This window comes from Mucilaginibacter rubeus (assembly GCF_014643835.1).
Classification (GTDB): domain Bacteria; phylum Bacteroidota; class Bacteroidia; order Sphingobacteriales; family Sphingobacteriaceae; genus Mucilaginibacter; species Mucilaginibacter rubeus.
Map to the genome: position 1 here is coordinate 1,387,209 of NZ_BMKD01000001.1, position 17,573 is coordinate 1,404,781.

The window sequence follows — 17,573 nt, forward strand, 5'->3', positions numbered from 1 at the left end:
TGTTTATTATTTTTTAAGATAGATAATACGGTATATGGTACCTTTTGAATCATCTGTAACATATAATGAACCATCCGCACCCTGGGCAAGTCCGCAAGGACGATGGTCTGCGCGCCCGGCCGCAGTTTTCTCTGGCGAGCCTGAAAAGCCATCAGCAAATACTTCCCAGGCACCATCAGGTTTACCATTTTTAAATGGCTGAAAAACAACGAAGTACCCGGCCTGCGGTTCAGGTGCCCTGTTCCAGGAGCCATGAAAAGCGATAAAAGCACCGTTTTTATATTTCGCCGGGAATTGGTTTCCGGTATAAAACAACAAACCATTAGGGGCCATATGGCCGGGATAGGCGACGGCAGGGTCAAGAAACTTAGCATCGGCCTCTTTTTTTCCGTCGCCGCCATATTCCGGGGCCAGGATCTTTTTATGTTGGATCTGATCGTAATACATGTATGGCCAGCCTGCGTTATCGCCTTTTTTAAGGGCATACATACACTCGGCAGGTAACTCGGCTGATTGTTTGGTGGTATACAGTTCGGGCCATGAGCTATTCAGGTTATCCCTGCCATGCTGCATTACAAAAAGCTGATTATTCTGCTGATTCCAGTCCATACCTACCATATTTCTTAAGCCGGTAGCATACCGTACACCATCGCCATAGGTTTGATTTAATTTATCAGTTTTAAACTGCCATACCCCTCCCATCGAATCCAGTATCGGGCATCCCGCTATGCCGGGTGAATGCAGGCCGCGGTCCTTTTCCTGGCAGGAGTTGAACCAGGCGCCTATGTTTACATAAATATTGCCGTCGTTATCCAGCGCAAATGATTTGGTTTCATGCTGACGGCCTGCCTTTAACCCGGTAATTATTTTTTCGGGCTGATCGGGGTTGATCACTTCATTTTTATCATTCACCTTATACCTGAACACCTCGGTATTTGATGATGCATACAGGTACCCGTTCTTTAAATAAACCTCGGTGCCGCCATAAGTACCGAAACCTGATTTAAGTTCGGCCTTACCATTGGGCGCTTCATGCAACACCAAAATCCCCTTCCCTTCCTTATTCGGTTTAGCCAGCTTTACATAAATATCGCCCTGTGGCGTAACTACTAAATGCCGGGCCCTTGCACCGGTTTCGGCAACTTTCAGGGCACCGAAACCGGCAGGTAATTTTAAACCTCCATTATCAGTATCGGGTACCACTTCTGATCCTGGCTTCAGGGCATAAAGCATTAGGCTTACCGGCAGGATCGTAAGAATCATTACCCATTTAAATAGTGTACTTTTCATGCTGTTTATTTGATTATAATTCTTTTTTATTCGCGTTAGCCAGCTTAGTGTCATTCACCGGACGGCTGTTATAAATGTTAAAATCCTTTACCTCGTTTAAAACAAACGTTGACGAGCCCGCTGCTTTCTGTGCCTTAACATGTTGAAAATCTGCACCTGAAACATGATCAAGAATAAACGCGGGGCGGAAATCATCTGCGATATAGCTAACTTCCACATCGTTCATTTTTAAATCTTTAACATTGCGGATAAAGAAGCCGTAAGAAGGCATAGTGCCAAAGCGATAGGGTTCTGGATATTCTTTTTCTAAACCGGGTACCTCACGCATGGATTGCTCTTTGGTGCCCCCGCCTTTATAATAGATCCTGATATTACTCAACCGCAGGTCTTCTATATCATGCCCTGGGATCCCGCTTATAATTGCCCCATGCTTATTATCGGCATTATAGCATACCACATTACTAATGATCACGCGCCTGAGCGCCCCTACAGGCGCACTTTCCGGCCCGCGCATGCGTGCACCAAGCCTTACAAAAATTGGCGCGTTAACAATATCACGCATGGTTATATTGGAGATGGTAACATCCTCTAAAAGTGCACCATCAACAGTTTCAAGAGCCAGGCCACGGCAGTAATCAAACACGCAGTTGGAGATGGTAACATTCTTAAAACCACCGTTTGATTCGGTACCTATTTTTATGCGGCCGGTGGGATTACCGTCAGAATATTTTTTTTCATTGCGGGTAAAAGTGCCGGCCAAAAATGAACCTTCATCGTAGCCACTCACCTGGCAGTTGGTAATAGTAACATTTTCGGTAGCCCTGGCAAATCCAAGCCCATAGGTACTTTTAAGACAGATACCATCGTCATAAGGCGAGTTGATACTGCAGTTTGAGATACGTACGTTGCGGCAGCAGTCAATATCCATACCGTCGCGGTTAGTATCCATCTTAACATTATCAATAGTAAAATTGTCGATCCCCGTTGCGAGGATCCCAAACCAGCCGCCATGCAGAATCGAAATATCCCTGATAATTACGTTACGGCACAAATAAAGACTGATCGTTTTGTTCGGGCGCTTATCATCTTCACCCTTATTGCTCCGCACCAGGTCTTTACCCCAAATGGTACCGGGACCCAGTATTGAAATATCATGCAGGTTTTCGCCCCAGATCAGGCTGTTATGCCAGTGCCTGTGTCCAAAGTCCTGGTAGTTATTATCTATTTTAGCTTCTGGCTCATCATAACCTGAACCGGCTTCAATAGGCGCTGCAATTATGGTAGCCCCCTGATCGATATATAGGCTGATGCCACTTTTAAGATGCATAGAACCGCTTAAATAATTCCCTGCCGGAAAATAAACTGTTCCGCCGCCAGCCGCTGCTGCAGCCTCAATTGCTTTATTGATATTTTGAGTATCAATTGATTTACCGTCGCCCTTCGCCCCATATAACTTTACATTATATGGGGATGTTTCAGGCGATGTACTATCATTTGCCTGAGCTTGAATGAAGCAGAATGGCAAAAGAAAAATCAAAAGAATACGAAGTATAGTATAGTGGTTTTTCATAGTATTTTTTGTCGCTTTACGTTATGTACGCCTTACCTACTTCCGGTTTACCAACCCGGATTTTGCGGATATGGAGTACCTGTAATTGTTGCATCGATTTGTGTTTGCGGGATTGGGCGAAGCACATGAAATGGTTTAATATTAGCTTTGCCATCCGTATTATGCAGTTTTACCCTTTCCAGCAGCTTCCCTGTCCTTGCAAGGTCAAGCCAGCGTACAAGTTCACCGCACAATTCTCTTGAGCGCTCATCCAAAATGAAATCCAGCGAAAGTTTATCTACAGTGATATCCATTGCTGCTGCGTTGCCTGAAGGGTAAGCAGCCCTTTCACGAATGGCATTAATATATGGCACTGCGTCACCGGCACGGCCATCCATAAATAATGCTTCGGCAGCAATTAAATACGTTTCGGCCAGGCGATATATGATTATCGGCCTGCTTGAGGGCGAATTTTGATCGGGCCGTTTAGTATCAAAATACTTAATCATAGCTGGCGACAACGCAATGCTGTATTTGGCAGGCGGAATAACCTGGTAACGATAACCGGCAATCTGTGCCGAAGTCATAGCTTTACCAGGCATCCAGATAGCGGTGTCACCTACTGTAAATTTAGGTGCTCCGGGCTGAGCACCAACAGGCGCACCGGCTGGCAACGGATTAGACCACGTAGGTATTGAAGCTGCATTGTTGCATAACCACATGGTTTGAAACGTTTTATTATAACGCTGATCATTAACCCTTTCGCTAAATACAGTATCAGTAAGCCAATGTGTAGGCACCACTCGGATATATGGGCGCCCGTAAAGGGTACTGCGCTGCATGCCGGGCTGCACTTCATACTTAGGTACAAATAAGTGGCACAGCAAGTTATCAGGGCCACTGTTGTTTTGGGTAGCGGAACCGTTGTAGGCCAATGTAGTAGTGTGTTGTACAGTCCAAAGTATTTCACTGTTAGTTTCATTGCCCTCAGCAAATACTTTCCCGAAATCCTGCTGCAATTTAATACCTCCGGCCGGTGCAACGTTTGTTATAAGATCGATTGCTGTTGCATAGGCATTTTTATAGTCATCTGCCTGTTTAGCCGATGAGCCCGCCCTTGTTAAATATACTTTTGCAAGCATGTGCATTGCGGCAGCTTTTGTAGCTCTGCCGGGTTGCACTCCATTGGTTAAAGGGCTTGCAGGAAGAACCGCTATCGCATCTTTCAGGTCCTGAACAATGAAGTTATATACATCGGCCATTTTGTCCCTATTAGCCGAAGTAGTAGGTACTGACTGAAATGTTTTATTTAAGGTAACGTCGCCCCAAAACTGAACTAATATAAAGTAATAATTTGCCCGTAAAAACTTGGCCTCACCAACCATGCTCGCTGCCGTTGTAGCGTCAATATCAGCAGGAACATTACCGATCAAGCCATTACATGTGTTAATATAAGTGTAGCAGTTTTTCCAGATGGTAGCAACGGTACCATCTGCAGTATTAAAGTTGCTGTTATATTTTACCAGGCCGTTGTTTCCATCGTTACCGGCAATAAATTCGTCGGTGCCGGGTACGGTTAATTCAAAATAGGTATCCGGCCCCCAAATGGTTCTGAAACCTGCATAGGCTGCAGTGAGACCTGCCTGAAAGCCCTGGCTTGTTGTAAAAAAAGCAGGGGTAAGCGTTGATTTCGGGTCTTCTATCAGTGTTTTTTTACAAGCTGTAGTTGCAAGACCTAAAAACAAACAGGTGTATAAATATATAGATATCCTTTTCATCTTATTTAAATTTAAAGTGTCATGTTAATACCGAATGTAAATGACTTTGTAGGAGGCGTATCAACGTTTAAGCTTCCGGCTGTTTCCGGGTCCAAACCATGATAAGTATTACGATACGGAGAAAAAAGAATAAATGGATTTTGCGCCGTAGCATATATTCTTAGCGACCGTGCACTGATACGCCTGGTTATCGATTCGGGCATATTATAGCCTAAGGTCAGGCTCCTGATTTTTAAAAAGGTACCGTCAAAATAACTTAAAGTGGATGAATAAGGCGTATTGGTTGAAGCAGAATTGGGTTTAGGATAGTAATTCTGATGATTGGTTGGTGTCCAGTAATCCTCATTCAGGTTATTATAATTACCCTGGAAGGTGTTAATGAAACTTCCGCTCTGGAACATTTTGGAAGTGATTAGTCCCCCCACCCTATAAGCGGCCACTACCGTAAAATCAAATCCTTTATACCCTATGCGGTTGGTAAAACCGCCGGTATAAGTTGGCTGATCTGACCCAAGTACAATCCTGTCGGCGGCGCTGATCTTTCCATCTTTATTTACATCCTCTACCCTGATAGTGCCAATCACAGAACCTGTACCGGTGGTTGTAAGACCTAAGCTTTTAGCCTGGGCAGTATCGGCAGCTGTATTTTGCCAGATGCCAATTTTTTTATAATCAAATATGGCATTGATAGGCTGCCCCACAAACAAACCGTTTGTGATATCCTGGGTAACCCCGCTCGCTAATTTGGTTACTTTACCCCTGTTAAATGCGATGTTAAAATTGGTGCTCCAGCTAACGCTGTTCCTGCCGTTACCGGGTAAATTGATGGTGCTTATGCTTACTTCAATCCCTTTATTTTGCGTTTGGCCCACATTAGTTAAAATACTGTTTGGTATACCCGAGGTTGGCGGCAATGATAATGGTAACAGTAACGACCTGGTATACTGATGGTAGGCTTCAACCGTACCCGCAACCCGTCCCTGGAAAAGTCCGAAATCAACGCCCGCATTTAATGTAGAAGTATACTCCCATGTTAGATTTGGATTAGGAACATTGGTTGGATAAGCACCTGTAAGGTTGGTAGAACCAAAGTTATAGTTAACAGATGATAAAGCGCCCAAAGTTTGGTAAGGATTGATAGCTGTATTACCAACTGTACCATAGCTCGCTCTTAATTTAAGGTTTGACAGTACGTTTGAGTTCATCAAAAACGGCTCCTTGGTAACATTCCATGCAAGTGCTGCCGATGGGAATACATGATATTTATTACCCGGCGCCAGGCGCGATGACCCGTCTGAACGCATGGTTAAGGTAAGCAGGTATTTATTGGCATAACCATAGTTTACCCTAGCCATGTACGAGATGATATCCCACTTAGAATATGATCCGGAGCCGCTTAAATTTGCGCCGTACTGTGGATTAAAATACTGGATACCATCCGACAGGATATTGTTGTAGCTAAATGAATTTGACTGCGACTGGCTTTCCTGTAAACTGTAAAGGCCTGTAAAATTCACATGGTGCTTTTGCGCAAATACTTTATCGTAAGTCAATATATTTTCAAGCGTATAATTATAGCTGTAAGTACTTTGGTTATTTGCTGTTGATGCGCCACCCAGGTTATTGGTAGTAGCGCTGGCGTAGTAGTTGCCGTAAATATCAGGCCTTATTTCAGCGCCGCCGTTAAACCTGTATTTTAATCCGGGTGCAAGGGTTGCTTCGAGGTAGGCCGTTGTAAAAGTTCCGAATCTTTTTCGTGTTTCAACAGCTGCGCCAGGAACAAAATTTGCAAGCGGGTTCCATACCTGGTTAGCGCTTCCGGCTGTAAAGCCTACTAATTTACCTGTGGCATCATCATATGGAGTTGAAAGCGGGCTGGCCCTTAAAGCCTGACCAAGCGGGTTAGCATTTTCACCATTGGTGTAGCTTAGGGTATTCAGGCTGCTTAAACCAACCCTTACATATTTACCCAGTTGCTGATCAACACTCAGCTTAACAGAATAACGAACAAATGACTGACCGAAATAGATGCCTGTTTCATTATAGTACCCACCAGATATAGCATATTGGGTAAGCTCATTACCGCCTGCAACACCTAATTGATGGTCTGTTACAAAACCATTTTTATAGATCAGCTTTTGCCAGTCGGTACTACGACCACTTTTTATCGAAGCCACCTCTTGCGGGGCAAAAGAGCCATCGGTTAAAAATGCAGGATCATCAATGCCGGTATATTTGCCGGGATTACCATTATATAGGCCCCATTTTTTGAGGTCTTCAAACTGAGGGCCGTTCATAATGTTATACTGCCCCAGCGGCTTATTGAAACCAGCATAAGCACTATAAGTTATTGCTGTACCACCCTTTTTACCACGGCGTGTAGAAACCAATAAAACACCATTTGCACCTCTTGAACCATAAATAGCAGTAGAAGAAGCATCTTTTAATACTTCTAATGAAGTTATGTCATCAGGATTGATGTCATTCAAACTTCCGTTAAAGGGGATCCCATCAACTACGATAAGTGGTGAGTTTGAGGCATTTATAGATCTGTTTCCACGGATTAAAATAGAGGGGGACGCACCAGGGTGGCTGTTACCACCGCTTTTCTGGATATCCACACCAGCGGCCTGCCCCTGTAAAGCCTGGCCAAGGTTAGCGGCCGGAACATCACGCAACGATTGCTCACTAACTGAAACGATTGAACCTGTTACGTCGGACTTTTTCTGAACCCCATAGCCAACCACAATAACATCACTTAACGACTTCAGATCGCCCGTCATGGTTACGTTGATGCTTGTTTGATTGTTTACGGCAACCTTTTGCGTTTTGTATCCAACGGAAGAAAATATCAGCGTAGCATTGGCAGGCACCTTAATGGTATACTCACCCTTGGGGTCGGTGATCACCCCTCTTCCACCGCCTTCTATACTCACCGAAACACCCGGCAGGGCGCCATTTGAATCGGTTACTTTACCTGTTACTGTAATATCGGCAGCTTCAATATTTTGCTCATTGGTTTTGTTGGTTAGTACACTTGGTTTGGCGGAAGCTGATTTATCGTAAATTACAATTCCGGTATTTATCTCTTTAAATGACAAACGGGTTTTAGCGAATAAATAATTCAGGATTTTACCCAACGCTTCATCTTTGAATTTACGCGGTGCAATTTTGTAACCGCTTAGTTCAACCGGGTTATAAGAAAATTTAATATTGGTTTGCTTTTCGAGCTTATCAATTGAGCTTTGTAACGTTTCATTACCAAATACGATTTTCACGGGGGAATCCGAGATCTGGCTCGTTGCATGTTTGGCAAGCAAAACATGGCAAAATACCAGTGAGCTGACCATAACAATCGTCGATACCTTCATGAAAAAATTAAAAAATTTAGTTGATTTTTTTTTCATCTTTACGAGGTTTTTATTCTAAAAAACTATATGAATTATTGGATTAGCTTGGAACCTGCCAATAATTTATATCTGCACTCTCTGCCAATGCCCCTGCAGCCCGGCTTCGGGGGTACTGGCTTTTTGGGTTTAACTGTTTTCGTTTTTTGCCAGATAAACCTCCTTTCCTTTCAAAACATAATCTAAATGGTGGATGGTTTTAATGATGTCAAGAACATAGGATAGTGTATTATTATTTGAAAAATGAATAGTTGTTATCAAATGATCATTCTCTTTATGACTATAGTTAATGTGAACACCATAAGTGTTTTCCAGCCGCATTACCAGTTCATTAAATGAAACACCGTACAAATTGACCTCGCTTGATTTCCAGGCTGCTACCTTTTCGGCATCAATTGTCCTGATTTGGTGGGTGGCCTTTTCCTGGTTGTAAACCATTTCTTTATCTGGTGTAAGTAAACCAAAGCTTTCAGTTTTGTTACCGACAGCAACAAGCCCCCTGGTAACTGTTAGCCTTATGTCACTGATGTTTTTGTAAAACTTTATATTGAATGCAGTACCTAATACCTGGACGTGCAAGTGGCCATAATGAACAATAAAAGGTGAAGTGCTATCGTGCTTTACATCAAAGTAAGCTTCGCCGTTAATAAGCTGTACCTCTCTCGTTTTTCCAAAGCGTTCGGGGAATTTTATGGTTGAACCCGAGTTTAACCATACGGTTGATCCATCGGGAAGGGTTATTGTTTTGAGATTGCCTTTTTTTGCGGTTACGGCCATCATAGCTGCTTTATCTTTAACCGATAATTTAAAGTAAAAAAGCACTGAACTACACATCAAAACCAATGAGGCGGCAATGGCATATTTGGCGGCCGATGTTTTTATAAAATGCCATTTCCCATAAATTTCTTTATGGATGTTATGAAGCATTTCCTTCTCTATAGCCCGCATAGTTTTTTCGTCCTGAAGATGATCATCTCCGGGCCCAAAACCTGGACCGGGCTTGCGCCATTTTATCATTATGAATGTTTTTTAAGTTTATCTCAACCGCTTATAGCAGTCTTTTTGGCTTTGTACTATATATACAAGGTCAGTTGGTTTTGGTACCAGATGTATTTTGCATTTTTTATTAAATGCTGCTATTCATGATCAATAGAAAACAACCATGTTATTAAAGGACATTTCAAAAGATCCCCAGCTTTGTCCGTAATATTTTTAATGCGTTGGAGAGTTGATTCTTGACCGTACGAGGGGTAATATTAAGGGTTTCCGAAATTTCATTGACGGATAAGTTTTGCTGCCGCGATAAAATAAAAACCTCCTGCATTTTTTTGGGCAATTCCCTGATCCCTCCTTCAATCGTTGCTGAAAGTTCTTTTGCTATTAAGCTATCCTCGTGGTTATATTGATCTGTATCTTCCAGGTACAGCAAGCTATCCATGCCTCTTTTTCTGACCGAATCCTTTTTATGAAAATTGATGATGCTGTTTCTTAAACTTCTGAAAAGATAAGAGGCATTATACCTTTCTGGCTGCAGGCTATACCTGCAATTCCATAAACTAATAAAAACAGTTTGCACAAGGTCTTTTGCATCGTCCGATGAACCCGTTGAACGATAAGCACTATGATACAAAGCCCTCCAATTACGTTTATAAAACTCATCAAAGGCATTTATATCTCCGGCCTTAATTAACATGATTAATTCAATTTCTGAAAGCATTACTTAAAACTCAAAGTGACTTAAATTATTGATGTGTATAATCGGTTTAGGATTATAAAACCGGAATTCAATCCGGATAAACTGGTTTCCTTTATTTCTTTGCCGGTATTTGATTTATCAGCCATTTGCTCAGATCATCGGCCGCTTTATCGTTATCAAAATCCATGGCTGCGGGTAGCCGTCCGTTGGTATATTCGTTATACAGCCAGGGATCGCCGACAGCAATTACTGTACCTGCCCCGTATTTGGCCATACCTATAATTACACGGGAGCTATCAGTTAATAATGGCGCCGCCGGGGGCGATAATTTTAGTGTGGAAATATCTTTGAGATAAATTTTTTTTGCCGTTTTAAATAAGGGATCATTTGCCGGAATTGTGATAGCGCCCATTTCAAACTGAGTACCAATAACGTGCTTGTACAAATCATCATTAAAGTGAATTCCAAATTTTTCGGCCAGCTTGTTGAGGTGTGGCAATTCGGCGTTTGCACTGTCATTCGCCATTAATACCAGTATCCCACCGCGTTTAACCCAGTCGGTAATAGCTTTAATATGCCTGGCTTCAATATAATTAGGGTTAGCCGTTTCCTTTTTTGTATCAGGGTCAACTATTATATAAATATCTGTCCCAGTCAAATTTTGAGCGTCCGGTTCACTTTCAAGGCTCTTAAGAAGGGCTCCATTCTTTTTAAAAACATATCCCCAAATAGAGTAACCGCTGCTCCTCTGATCCTCCCAGGTATAATGATACCGTTCTAAAGTACCTGCGGAATTCTTACGGTATTCATTATTAAAAAAATAGTCTAAAGTAACGGTCTTAGTCTGCGCCATTATAGTAGGCCTTCCCAGTAAATTAAATACCAGTAGTATAATGTATCCTTTAATCCTTCTCATATAATTTTGTATCGGCTTTTATTGAATGCTATTATTTGTTAAACCTCGCCACATATCCGCCGCCCACACCTAAACTTAATGACAGTACATCGGTTGGCTTTGCAACGGAGCGCTCTATTTTCAATGTTGCAGAACTCTCCGGATTATCATGAATATCGGTGCATTTAGCAGGCGAGCTGAGGAAGCTAAGCGGTATTTTTATGTTTCTGGGCTGAGTTCCGTTCATGACGGCCAAAAACCAGGTATTGCCTTTTCGCCGGGCAAAAACTGCCAGCTCACCAATGGCCGATGACGGCAACACAATCGTTTCGTCCCATGTCGAAGGGATACTTTTGATAATGTCAGCGCCGGGATTTGCCAGCAGATTTTTAGGATTGGCAGCATAGGTTAATAGAGGTGCACTTAAAATAACCGCGCTGGCTATCTGATTAGTCCAGGTAGTATTTTTACGGCGGTCGCCAAAATGTACCGGTGTATATTCTGCCGGGCCTGCTAAAAAACGGGTAAATGGCAGCGTTGTGCTGTGTGTTGCCCTGTCTTCCAGCTTGCTTGATTCCATACCTTTAACAGCTTCCCGGGTAAGCTCATTGGGCCAGGTACGCGATTGCCCGGTAGGCTTATTTGATCCGTGAAAGTCGACCAGTAAATGCAGCTGTGCAGTCTCTGTTAAAATTGCCTGATATAAATCAACTGTCTCTTTTGCTTCATTATCAAAAAAGTCAATCTTTAAACCCGCTATTCCCAGATCATGGCAACGCTTAAAACGCGCGTGCCTGATGCTTGAATCGCGCAAATCCTTAGAGTGCATCCAAACCCAGATACTCACCCCCTTTTGCTGCGAATAATTAACCAGGTCCCTGATCTCGTCGTCACTCCATTTTTCCCAAAACCCTTCCAGTATATTGTGCTCAAAACCTAACCCGGCTGCCAGACTCGAATACTCTTTCATGCCGGCCACCGATTTGTCGGCAGCGCCATCCAAATATTGCCATACTGCCCGTCCCGGCTTTACCCACGAAGTATTGACTCCTTCAGGAAAATATTTTTTATCGGGCGGAGGGCATAAATCGTGTACGGCATCACAATTAACCATTGCATTTAGATCCGCACCGATCATGATCACACGCCAGGGTGTGGTGATGGTTCCGCTAATTGCCGCAGGCTTTAAAACCCTATCAATATCTTCTTTACTATATCTTAGCTCATAAGGATGAGATATGGGATGATGATGAGCTAATTGCAATATCAATTGACTTTGCCCATTAGCCAGCAAGGCCATCCCGGAGTAGTTTTTAAGGTCGGCCTCGGTAATAGAAGCATATCCTGCGTTATCGGGTAACTTAATTGTGGCAGGCGGAGCTATCCATTGACCATTTTTTACAGAGTCAATTAGTTTATGGGTATGCACGCCTTCATAATGCCCGTTAAGGTCATGATACCAAATGGTGCTGCCGGCGGGAATATTAAACGCGGTGGCTTCATCTGGTACGTGGATAACACCTTTATCTCCGGGTATTGTAAAGCTAAAAGCAGCCGCGTCGTTAAATACCCTTACATCAAGTACAAAAGCGGTTTCGCCATGTAATAACTTAATTTTTGCACCGTTAAAATGATTAACAGCTTTTGAATGCACGCCATACCATGGATAGGTTTCATTTATGCTGTAAGTTGTGCTTCCTGTAATAGTGGCCCGGTTGGTTAATGCCGTTTGATCAATACTGACCGACATGGCTGATGTATTGACAACCGGCTGGCTCTTATAAGTGACTGCATAAAATATGGTTCCCTGTTTGTTGAATACTTCCATTCGGACCTGCTTATCCGGGCTGTAAATAACTACATTAACGGCAGCAAACAAGCGTGATGAACAAGCCATCAAAGAGAGCGCTATACTTATAGCCACTCTCATTTTTTTAATAATTTTCATCGTTTACAGCTTGATTAATAGCCCGGTGTTTGTTTAAATGCGGTGTTGCCCACTGCTTTGGCAATATCAATTTCTGTTTGCGGAACCGGCCAGATAGTATCCTTCAGCGGAAACGTTCGCTGTGTTGCGTTCGGGTCTTTGATGGTTGGTATAATTACCCTATCCAAAGCCCATCTTTTTAAATCAAAATATCGTTGTCCTTCAAGTGCCAGCTCAATCCGCCTTTCATGGCGGATCCTTATGCGCATATCATCCTGCAAAAGTCCGGCGGGTATTGGCGGCATATTTACTCCAGGGCGGGTACGAACTGCGTTAATTGCAGCATACACACTGGCATCAGGGCCGGAAACCTCGTTCTGTGCCTCGGCATACATCAGCAAAACATCTGCATAGCGTAAATAAACCCAGTCCTGATCGCTTTGTGTGCCTATAACTGTTGCACGGGTGGAATCAACTCCCTTTTTGTTAAGGAAACCGGCAGAAGCGCCAATAGCCGCCGGGACAAAAGGGATCCCTCCTTTATACAACACGCCGGGCGTTAATATTGTAGCCAATAACCTTGGATCGCGGTTAGCATATGGTGTTGCGGAATTATATAAAGGCGATGTACTGATTGGTTGCCCGTCGGTACATTCATAATCATTAACCAGGTAACTTAAAGGCTGGAAACTTGAGCTGTAGGTATATAAATAATCTGCCGGGCTAAAAGCCGTGGGAACCTGGTAACGCCCCGAGAACATGATCTCGGGGTTGCCGTTTTGTCCCGGTTTTAAAAATAAATTCCTGTACCCGCCGGTATAAATACGAAACTTGCCGTCGGTTATAATGGTATTAGCGGTAGCAGCAGCCTGCTGGTACTGATGCCTGGCCAGGTATACTTTTACCATATAGCCCATAGCAGTGCCCTTAACGACATGGCCGGAATAAGCAGTATTGGGTAAATTATTTGCGGCAAAGGTAAGGTCGTTTAAAATGGTATCAATCACCACAGATTTTGGTGCCCTTCCCATCTGGGTATTCGCCGGATCTATGGTGATCTGATGAAGCGATAAAACAACATCGCCATACAATTGGGTAAGCGTAAAATACCAGTACGCCCTTACAAATCTTACCTCGGCCAAATATTGGTTTAAAGTTGCAGATGGCAGATTGATTTTACGCACGTTATCTAAAAAAGTATTACATGCCTGGATAGCCCTGTAGGCAGTTGAATATGCGTCTGTTTGCAGGCCGCCAACAGTCGGCGTTATGGCTCCCTGCGCTATATTTGAATAGGCACTGCTGTACGCGTTATCACTAAGGCTATCCCAATAAGGCGTACCAGCGCCAAAGCCCTGCCCGGTATTTCCGGACGCGGTATAGTTAAAACCCTGGATAAAAAAGCTATAGATCCCCGCTAAAGCAAGGTCGGCATCATTTTGTGTTTTCCAGTAAACGGAGCTGGCAATATCTGCCGGAGGGTTCTGATTTAAAAGGTCTTTTTTACAGCTACTCACCATTAAAACGGCTGTCAAAAAAAGCATCAAATATTTTATCGTTGTTTTCATGATCGTTTCAAATAATAAATGTTAAAATGTAGCCCTTACCCCAAAGGAGTAAACCTGGTTTTGGGGGTGTGTAACATACCTTGTGTTGGAAACTATCCTTTCGGGATCAAGACCGGGAAACTTGGTGAATGTAACCAGGTTATCTCCGGCAAAATAGATCCGCAGGCCCGACATAAATAGATGCTTAACCCAATCTTTAGGTAAATTATAACCAAGCTGCACGTTTTTCAACCTTAAAAAAGAAGCATCTCTTAAATAATATGTGGAAGCTGTGTTGGCATTACTGCTGATGTTTCCCTGGCCCAAAACATAAACCATAGGCATGGTTGTACTTGGGTTAGATGCTGTCCAGGCGTTTAACCACTCTTTGGGCGGAGGAGATCCCTGGTTAAATGGTTGTATCCCCCAACCGTTAACATATAATTTTTGCCCATACGAGCCGTAAAAGAACACCGTAAGATCAAAATTATTCCAGTTAACACTTGTGTTAAAAGCGTAATTAAATTTAGGATAGGCACCCGGCACTATTACTCGGTCGCTGTCATCAACCTTTCCGTCGCCATTAGTATCCGCATACTTCATATAACCCGGCTGCGGATTATATTGCTGCGTTGGCGAGGCTGCTATTTCTGCTGCCGATTGAAAAATCCCCACATACTTAAGCATATAAAAGCTGCCATAAGGTTGTCCCTCCTGATTAATGGTATTTGTTCCTGTACTTATGGCCGGAGCCCCATAGGAAACTAAAGTGTTTTTATTGGCCTGAATGTTTCCGCCGAATGAAAATCCAACATTACCAAAGCGGTCGTTATATTCAAAAGACGCTTCGATACCGGTATTTTTCATTTTACCATAGTTTATAACGGGTGCATTAAGGCCAAAGTAAAGCGGCGTAAGTGTGGTGGCCGTTTCGAGAATGCCCGATGTTAATTTATCATACCAATCGAACGAGAAGCTGAGTTTGTTGTTCAACACCGTAATATCAGTACCGATATCAAATACCCTTGTAGTTTCCCATTTGATATTGGGGTTGGTTAATGAATTATTGATAACGCCACTTGTTACGGTGGAGCCTACAAATGGATAAGCATAGCTTGTTTTATTATTATAATAGCTTTTGAAATTATAGGTTTCCTGGTATGGATAGTTGCCGATATTCTGGTTCCCCAAATTACCTAATGACGCGCGTAGCTTTAAATTATTTAACCAGCTTACATTTTGCAGGAATTTTTCTTTGGTGGCGGCCCAACCTAACGATACCGATGGGAAAAATGCCCACCTGTTGTTTGCCGGAAAACGGGAAGATGCATCATACCGGGCATTGGCCTCCAACAGGTATTTCTCCTGGTAATCATAATTTAAACGCCCGTAGTACGAATGCAAGGAGTAAATATTGCTTGTGCCGTTGGTAAGCTGCGAAGCAATGGGCCCGGCATCAACCTCCTGTAATGTATTGGATGCAAATGGTAAATTACGGAGCCCTTCCAGGTTTTGCGACTTGTTATATTCAACCTGCGTGCCGGCCAGTAATTTAAAGTTATGATTGTTATTAATTGATCGTGAATAGGTAAACTGTGTATAAGCAACCGGGTAAAATGAATTATTATCGGTTACATCAATGCCTTGTCCATTTACATCCAGGGTACGTTCAGGTGCATCGCCGGGCTTTGCAAACCAGTTGTATTGATTAATTACCGGCTTAAAATCGATAGTTTTATTGTAATCGAAGTTAAAGCCGCCGTTAGTTCGCCATTCCAGGCCTTTTAACAAATGAATGTTTAAATAAAAACTGCTTTGTAAATAATAATCGTTTTGTTTGTTGATGGCGTTTTTGGCAATTGCAATTGGGTTTTTGTTGGGTGTTTGAACACTGGGGAATACTGAATTAGTATACCTGCCGCTGCCATCGGGTAATATGGGGCCATACATAGGCTGTTGTGACAGAGCAGATAAAAACTGATCCTGACTCCCCCTTGAGGTATAACCTCTCTCGCTGCTGTTTAAAGTAATGGCTGAACCAAATGTTGCCCACTTGTTCAATTTTGAAGTGAGGTTGAGTTGAATATTGTATTTTTTATAGTAATATCCCAGCATAACATCAGGCTGATCAACATAGCCTAAACCAACGTTATAAGTGGTGCCATTGCTACCTCCGGTGATACCCAGATGATGAGTTTGCACCTTAACTGTATTAAAAATGGCATCTAACCAGTTATAATCGGGATATAATGTATGATCTGTTGGGTTAGTATAAAGTGCGATTTGCGCATCGCTATATTTATTGGGATAATTTGAATTGGTTGCGGCCTGGTTCCAGAGTGTCATGTACTGGGCCGAATTGTAGATCATGTTGTTGGGCAATGCAGAAGCTCTTGTGATACCAAGATTATAATCATAAGAGAGCTGCATTTTGCCCTCCTTGCCTTGCTTGGTGGTTATTAATATAACTCCGTTTGCAGCACGCGTACCATATATTGATGCCGAAGCTGCATCTTTTAGTACAGTTACCGATTCAATATTTTGCGGATCGAGGGCTGTAATACTCCCCGGCAAACCATCAACAATGATGAATGGCGAATTGCCTGCGCTGCTGAAAGTACCCGTACCCCTTATGCGTAAAGAAGTTCCTTCGTTACCGGCTTCGCCCGAACCTTGTACAACGGATAAGCCGGGTAGTTTTCCCTGTAGTAATTGAGTGGGATCTGTAGCCACTCGTTTATTCAGTTCCGATCCCGTTACAGTAACAACGGCACCTGTCAAATCAACTTTCTTTTGGGTTCCATAACCTACAACTATCACTTCACTAAGCCTGTTTGAAGCTTCTTTCATCGTGATATTGATCGCCCTCTTATCGCCTACTACTACTTCCTGTGTTTCAAAGCTCACATAGGAGAAAACTAATACCGCCTGCCCATCGGGCACTTTTATGGTATACTCACCTTGCGCGCCTGTAATGCTTCCTACCGTAGCCCCTTTTACCTTTACATTAACACCAGGCAGCGGCTGTCCTTTTTCGTCAATTACCTTACCATGAATGTCAATGCTTTCCTTTACTTCCGCTGCTAACTCATCCTCCTTTTTTTTTATAATAATAGTTCCCTGAATAATGGTGTAAGTAATAGGTTTATTGCGAAAACACTCATTTAGTGTCTCTTCAACCGTTGCATGTTCAAGATTGATATTTATTGTCCCGGCAAGGGTTGTTTCGGGGTTCACATTTATCAGTATTACATGATAGCCGCTTTGTTTTTCAATATATTTGAGAATTTTTTTGACAGATACATTTTTTTCATGAAGTGTAACTGTTTGACTAAAGCTTTTGGCACTAACGCTGCTAAAAACAGTAATCATTATAATGGCAATCAGTTTCATAACCAATAAAACTTTAGTTATAGCAGGCCGCATGCCCGCTACAGACTTAGAAATGAATTTCATACTTTTGTACGGTTTGGGTTAGACGTTG

Annotated in this window: 10 protein-coding genes; all 10 read right to left on the reverse strand. The window is 42.8% G+C overall.

Features of this window, described 5'->3' with window-relative positions; translation table 11 throughout:
- Positions 1-6: 6 nt before the first annotated feature.
- Positions 7-1,290, reverse strand: a complete 1,284-nt coding sequence (locus IEX80_RS05655) for a PQQ-dependent sugar dehydrogenase (RefSeq protein ID WP_188832280.1) — start codon at positions 1,288-1,290, stop codon at positions 7-9.
- Between the two features lie 13 nt (positions 1,291-1,303).
- Positions 1,304-2,860: a rhamnogalacturonidase gene (locus tag IEX80_RS05660; protein WP_188832281.1), complete on the reverse strand. Its 1,557-nt coding sequence runs from the start codon at positions 2,858-2,860 to the stop codon at positions 1,304-1,306.
- 47 nt (positions 2,861-2,907) lie between these two features.
- Entirely contained in the window at positions 2,908-4,617 is a 1,710-nt protein-coding gene (locus IEX80_RS05665) for a RagB/SusD family nutrient uptake outer membrane protein (RefSeq protein WP_188832282.1), read from the reverse strand.
- An 11-nt stretch (positions 4,618-4,628) separates the two neighbouring features.
- Positions 4,629-8,024: a SusC/RagA family TonB-linked outer membrane protein gene (locus tag IEX80_RS05670; protein WP_229701526.1), complete on the reverse strand. Its 3,396-nt coding sequence runs from the start codon at positions 8,022-8,024 to the stop codon at positions 4,629-4,631.
- 129 nt (positions 8,025-8,153) lie between these two features.
- Positions 8,154-9,041, reverse strand: coding sequence for a FecR family protein (locus tag IEX80_RS05675; protein ID WP_188832283.1), 888 nt, complete (start codon positions 9,039-9,041; stop codon positions 8,154-8,156).
- Between the two features lie 163 nt (positions 9,042-9,204).
- On the reverse strand, positions 9,205-9,717 hold the full coding sequence (locus tag IEX80_RS05680; protein WP_175489949.1) for an RNA polymerase sigma factor: 513 nt from the start codon (positions 9,715-9,717) through the stop codon (positions 9,205-9,207).
- 115 nt (positions 9,718-9,832) lie between these two features.
- Positions 9,833-10,636, reverse strand: a complete 804-nt coding sequence (locus IEX80_RS05685; RefSeq protein ID WP_229701527.1) for a DUF4350 domain-containing protein — start codon at positions 10,634-10,636, stop codon at positions 9,833-9,835.
- A 31-nt stretch (positions 10,637-10,667) separates the two neighbouring features.
- Complete coding sequence (locus tag IEX80_RS05690) at positions 10,668-12,563, reverse strand: glycoside hydrolase family 97 protein (RefSeq protein ID WP_229701528.1); 1,896 nt, start codon at positions 12,561-12,563, stop codon at positions 10,668-10,670.
- A 14-nt stretch (positions 12,564-12,577) separates the two neighbouring features.
- The gene (locus IEX80_RS05695; protein WP_188832284.1) at positions 12,578-14,110 is read right to left on the reverse strand and encodes a RagB/SusD family nutrient uptake outer membrane protein; all 1,533 of its coding nucleotides are present in this window, start codon (positions 14,108-14,110) and stop codon (positions 12,578-12,580) included.
- Between the two features lie 21 nt (positions 14,111-14,131).
- On the reverse strand, positions 14,132-17,545 hold the full coding sequence (locus tag IEX80_RS05700) for a TonB-dependent receptor (RefSeq protein WP_229701529.1): 3,414 nt from the start codon (positions 17,543-17,545) through the stop codon (positions 14,132-14,134).
- Between the last annotated feature and the right edge of the window lie 28 nt (positions 17,546-17,573).

Coding starts and splice junctions, on each gene's coding strand:
- IEX80_RS05665 (WP_188832282.1), bottom strand. CDS start 4,617: ATGAAAAGGATATCTATATATTTATACACCTGTTTGTTTTTAGGTCTT.
- IEX80_RS05680 (WP_175489949.1), bottom strand. CDS start 9,717: ATGTTAATTAAGGCCGGAGATATAAATGCCTTTGATGAGTTTTATAAA.
- IEX80_RS05660 (WP_188832281.1), bottom strand. CDS start 2,860: ATGAAAAACCACTATACTATACTTCGTATTCTTTTGATTTTTCTTTTG.
- IEX80_RS05685 (WP_229701527.1), bottom strand. CDS start 10,636: ATGAGAAGGATTAAAGGATACATTATACTACTGGTATTTAATTTACTG.
- IEX80_RS05670 (WP_229701526.1), bottom strand. CDS start 8,024: ATGAAAAAAAAATCAACTAAATTTTTTAATTTTTTCATGAAGGTATCG.
- IEX80_RS05700 (WP_229701529.1), bottom strand. CDS start 17,545: ATGAAATTCATTTCTAAGTCTGTAGCGGGCATGCGGCCTGCTATAACT.
- IEX80_RS05675 (WP_188832283.1), bottom strand. CDS start 9,041: ATGATAAAATGGCGCAAGCCCGGTCCAGGTTTTGGGCCCGGAGATGAT.
- IEX80_RS05695 (WP_188832284.1), bottom strand. CDS start 14,110: ATGAAAACAACGATAAAATATTTGATGCTTTTTTTGACAGCCGTTTTA.
- IEX80_RS05655 (WP_188832280.1), bottom strand. CDS start 1,290: ATGAAAAGTACACTATTTAAATGGGTAATGATTCTTACGATCCTGCCG.
- IEX80_RS05690 (WP_229701528.1), bottom strand. CDS start 12,563: ATGAAAATTATTAAAAAAATGAGAGTGGCTATAAGTATAGCGCTCTCT.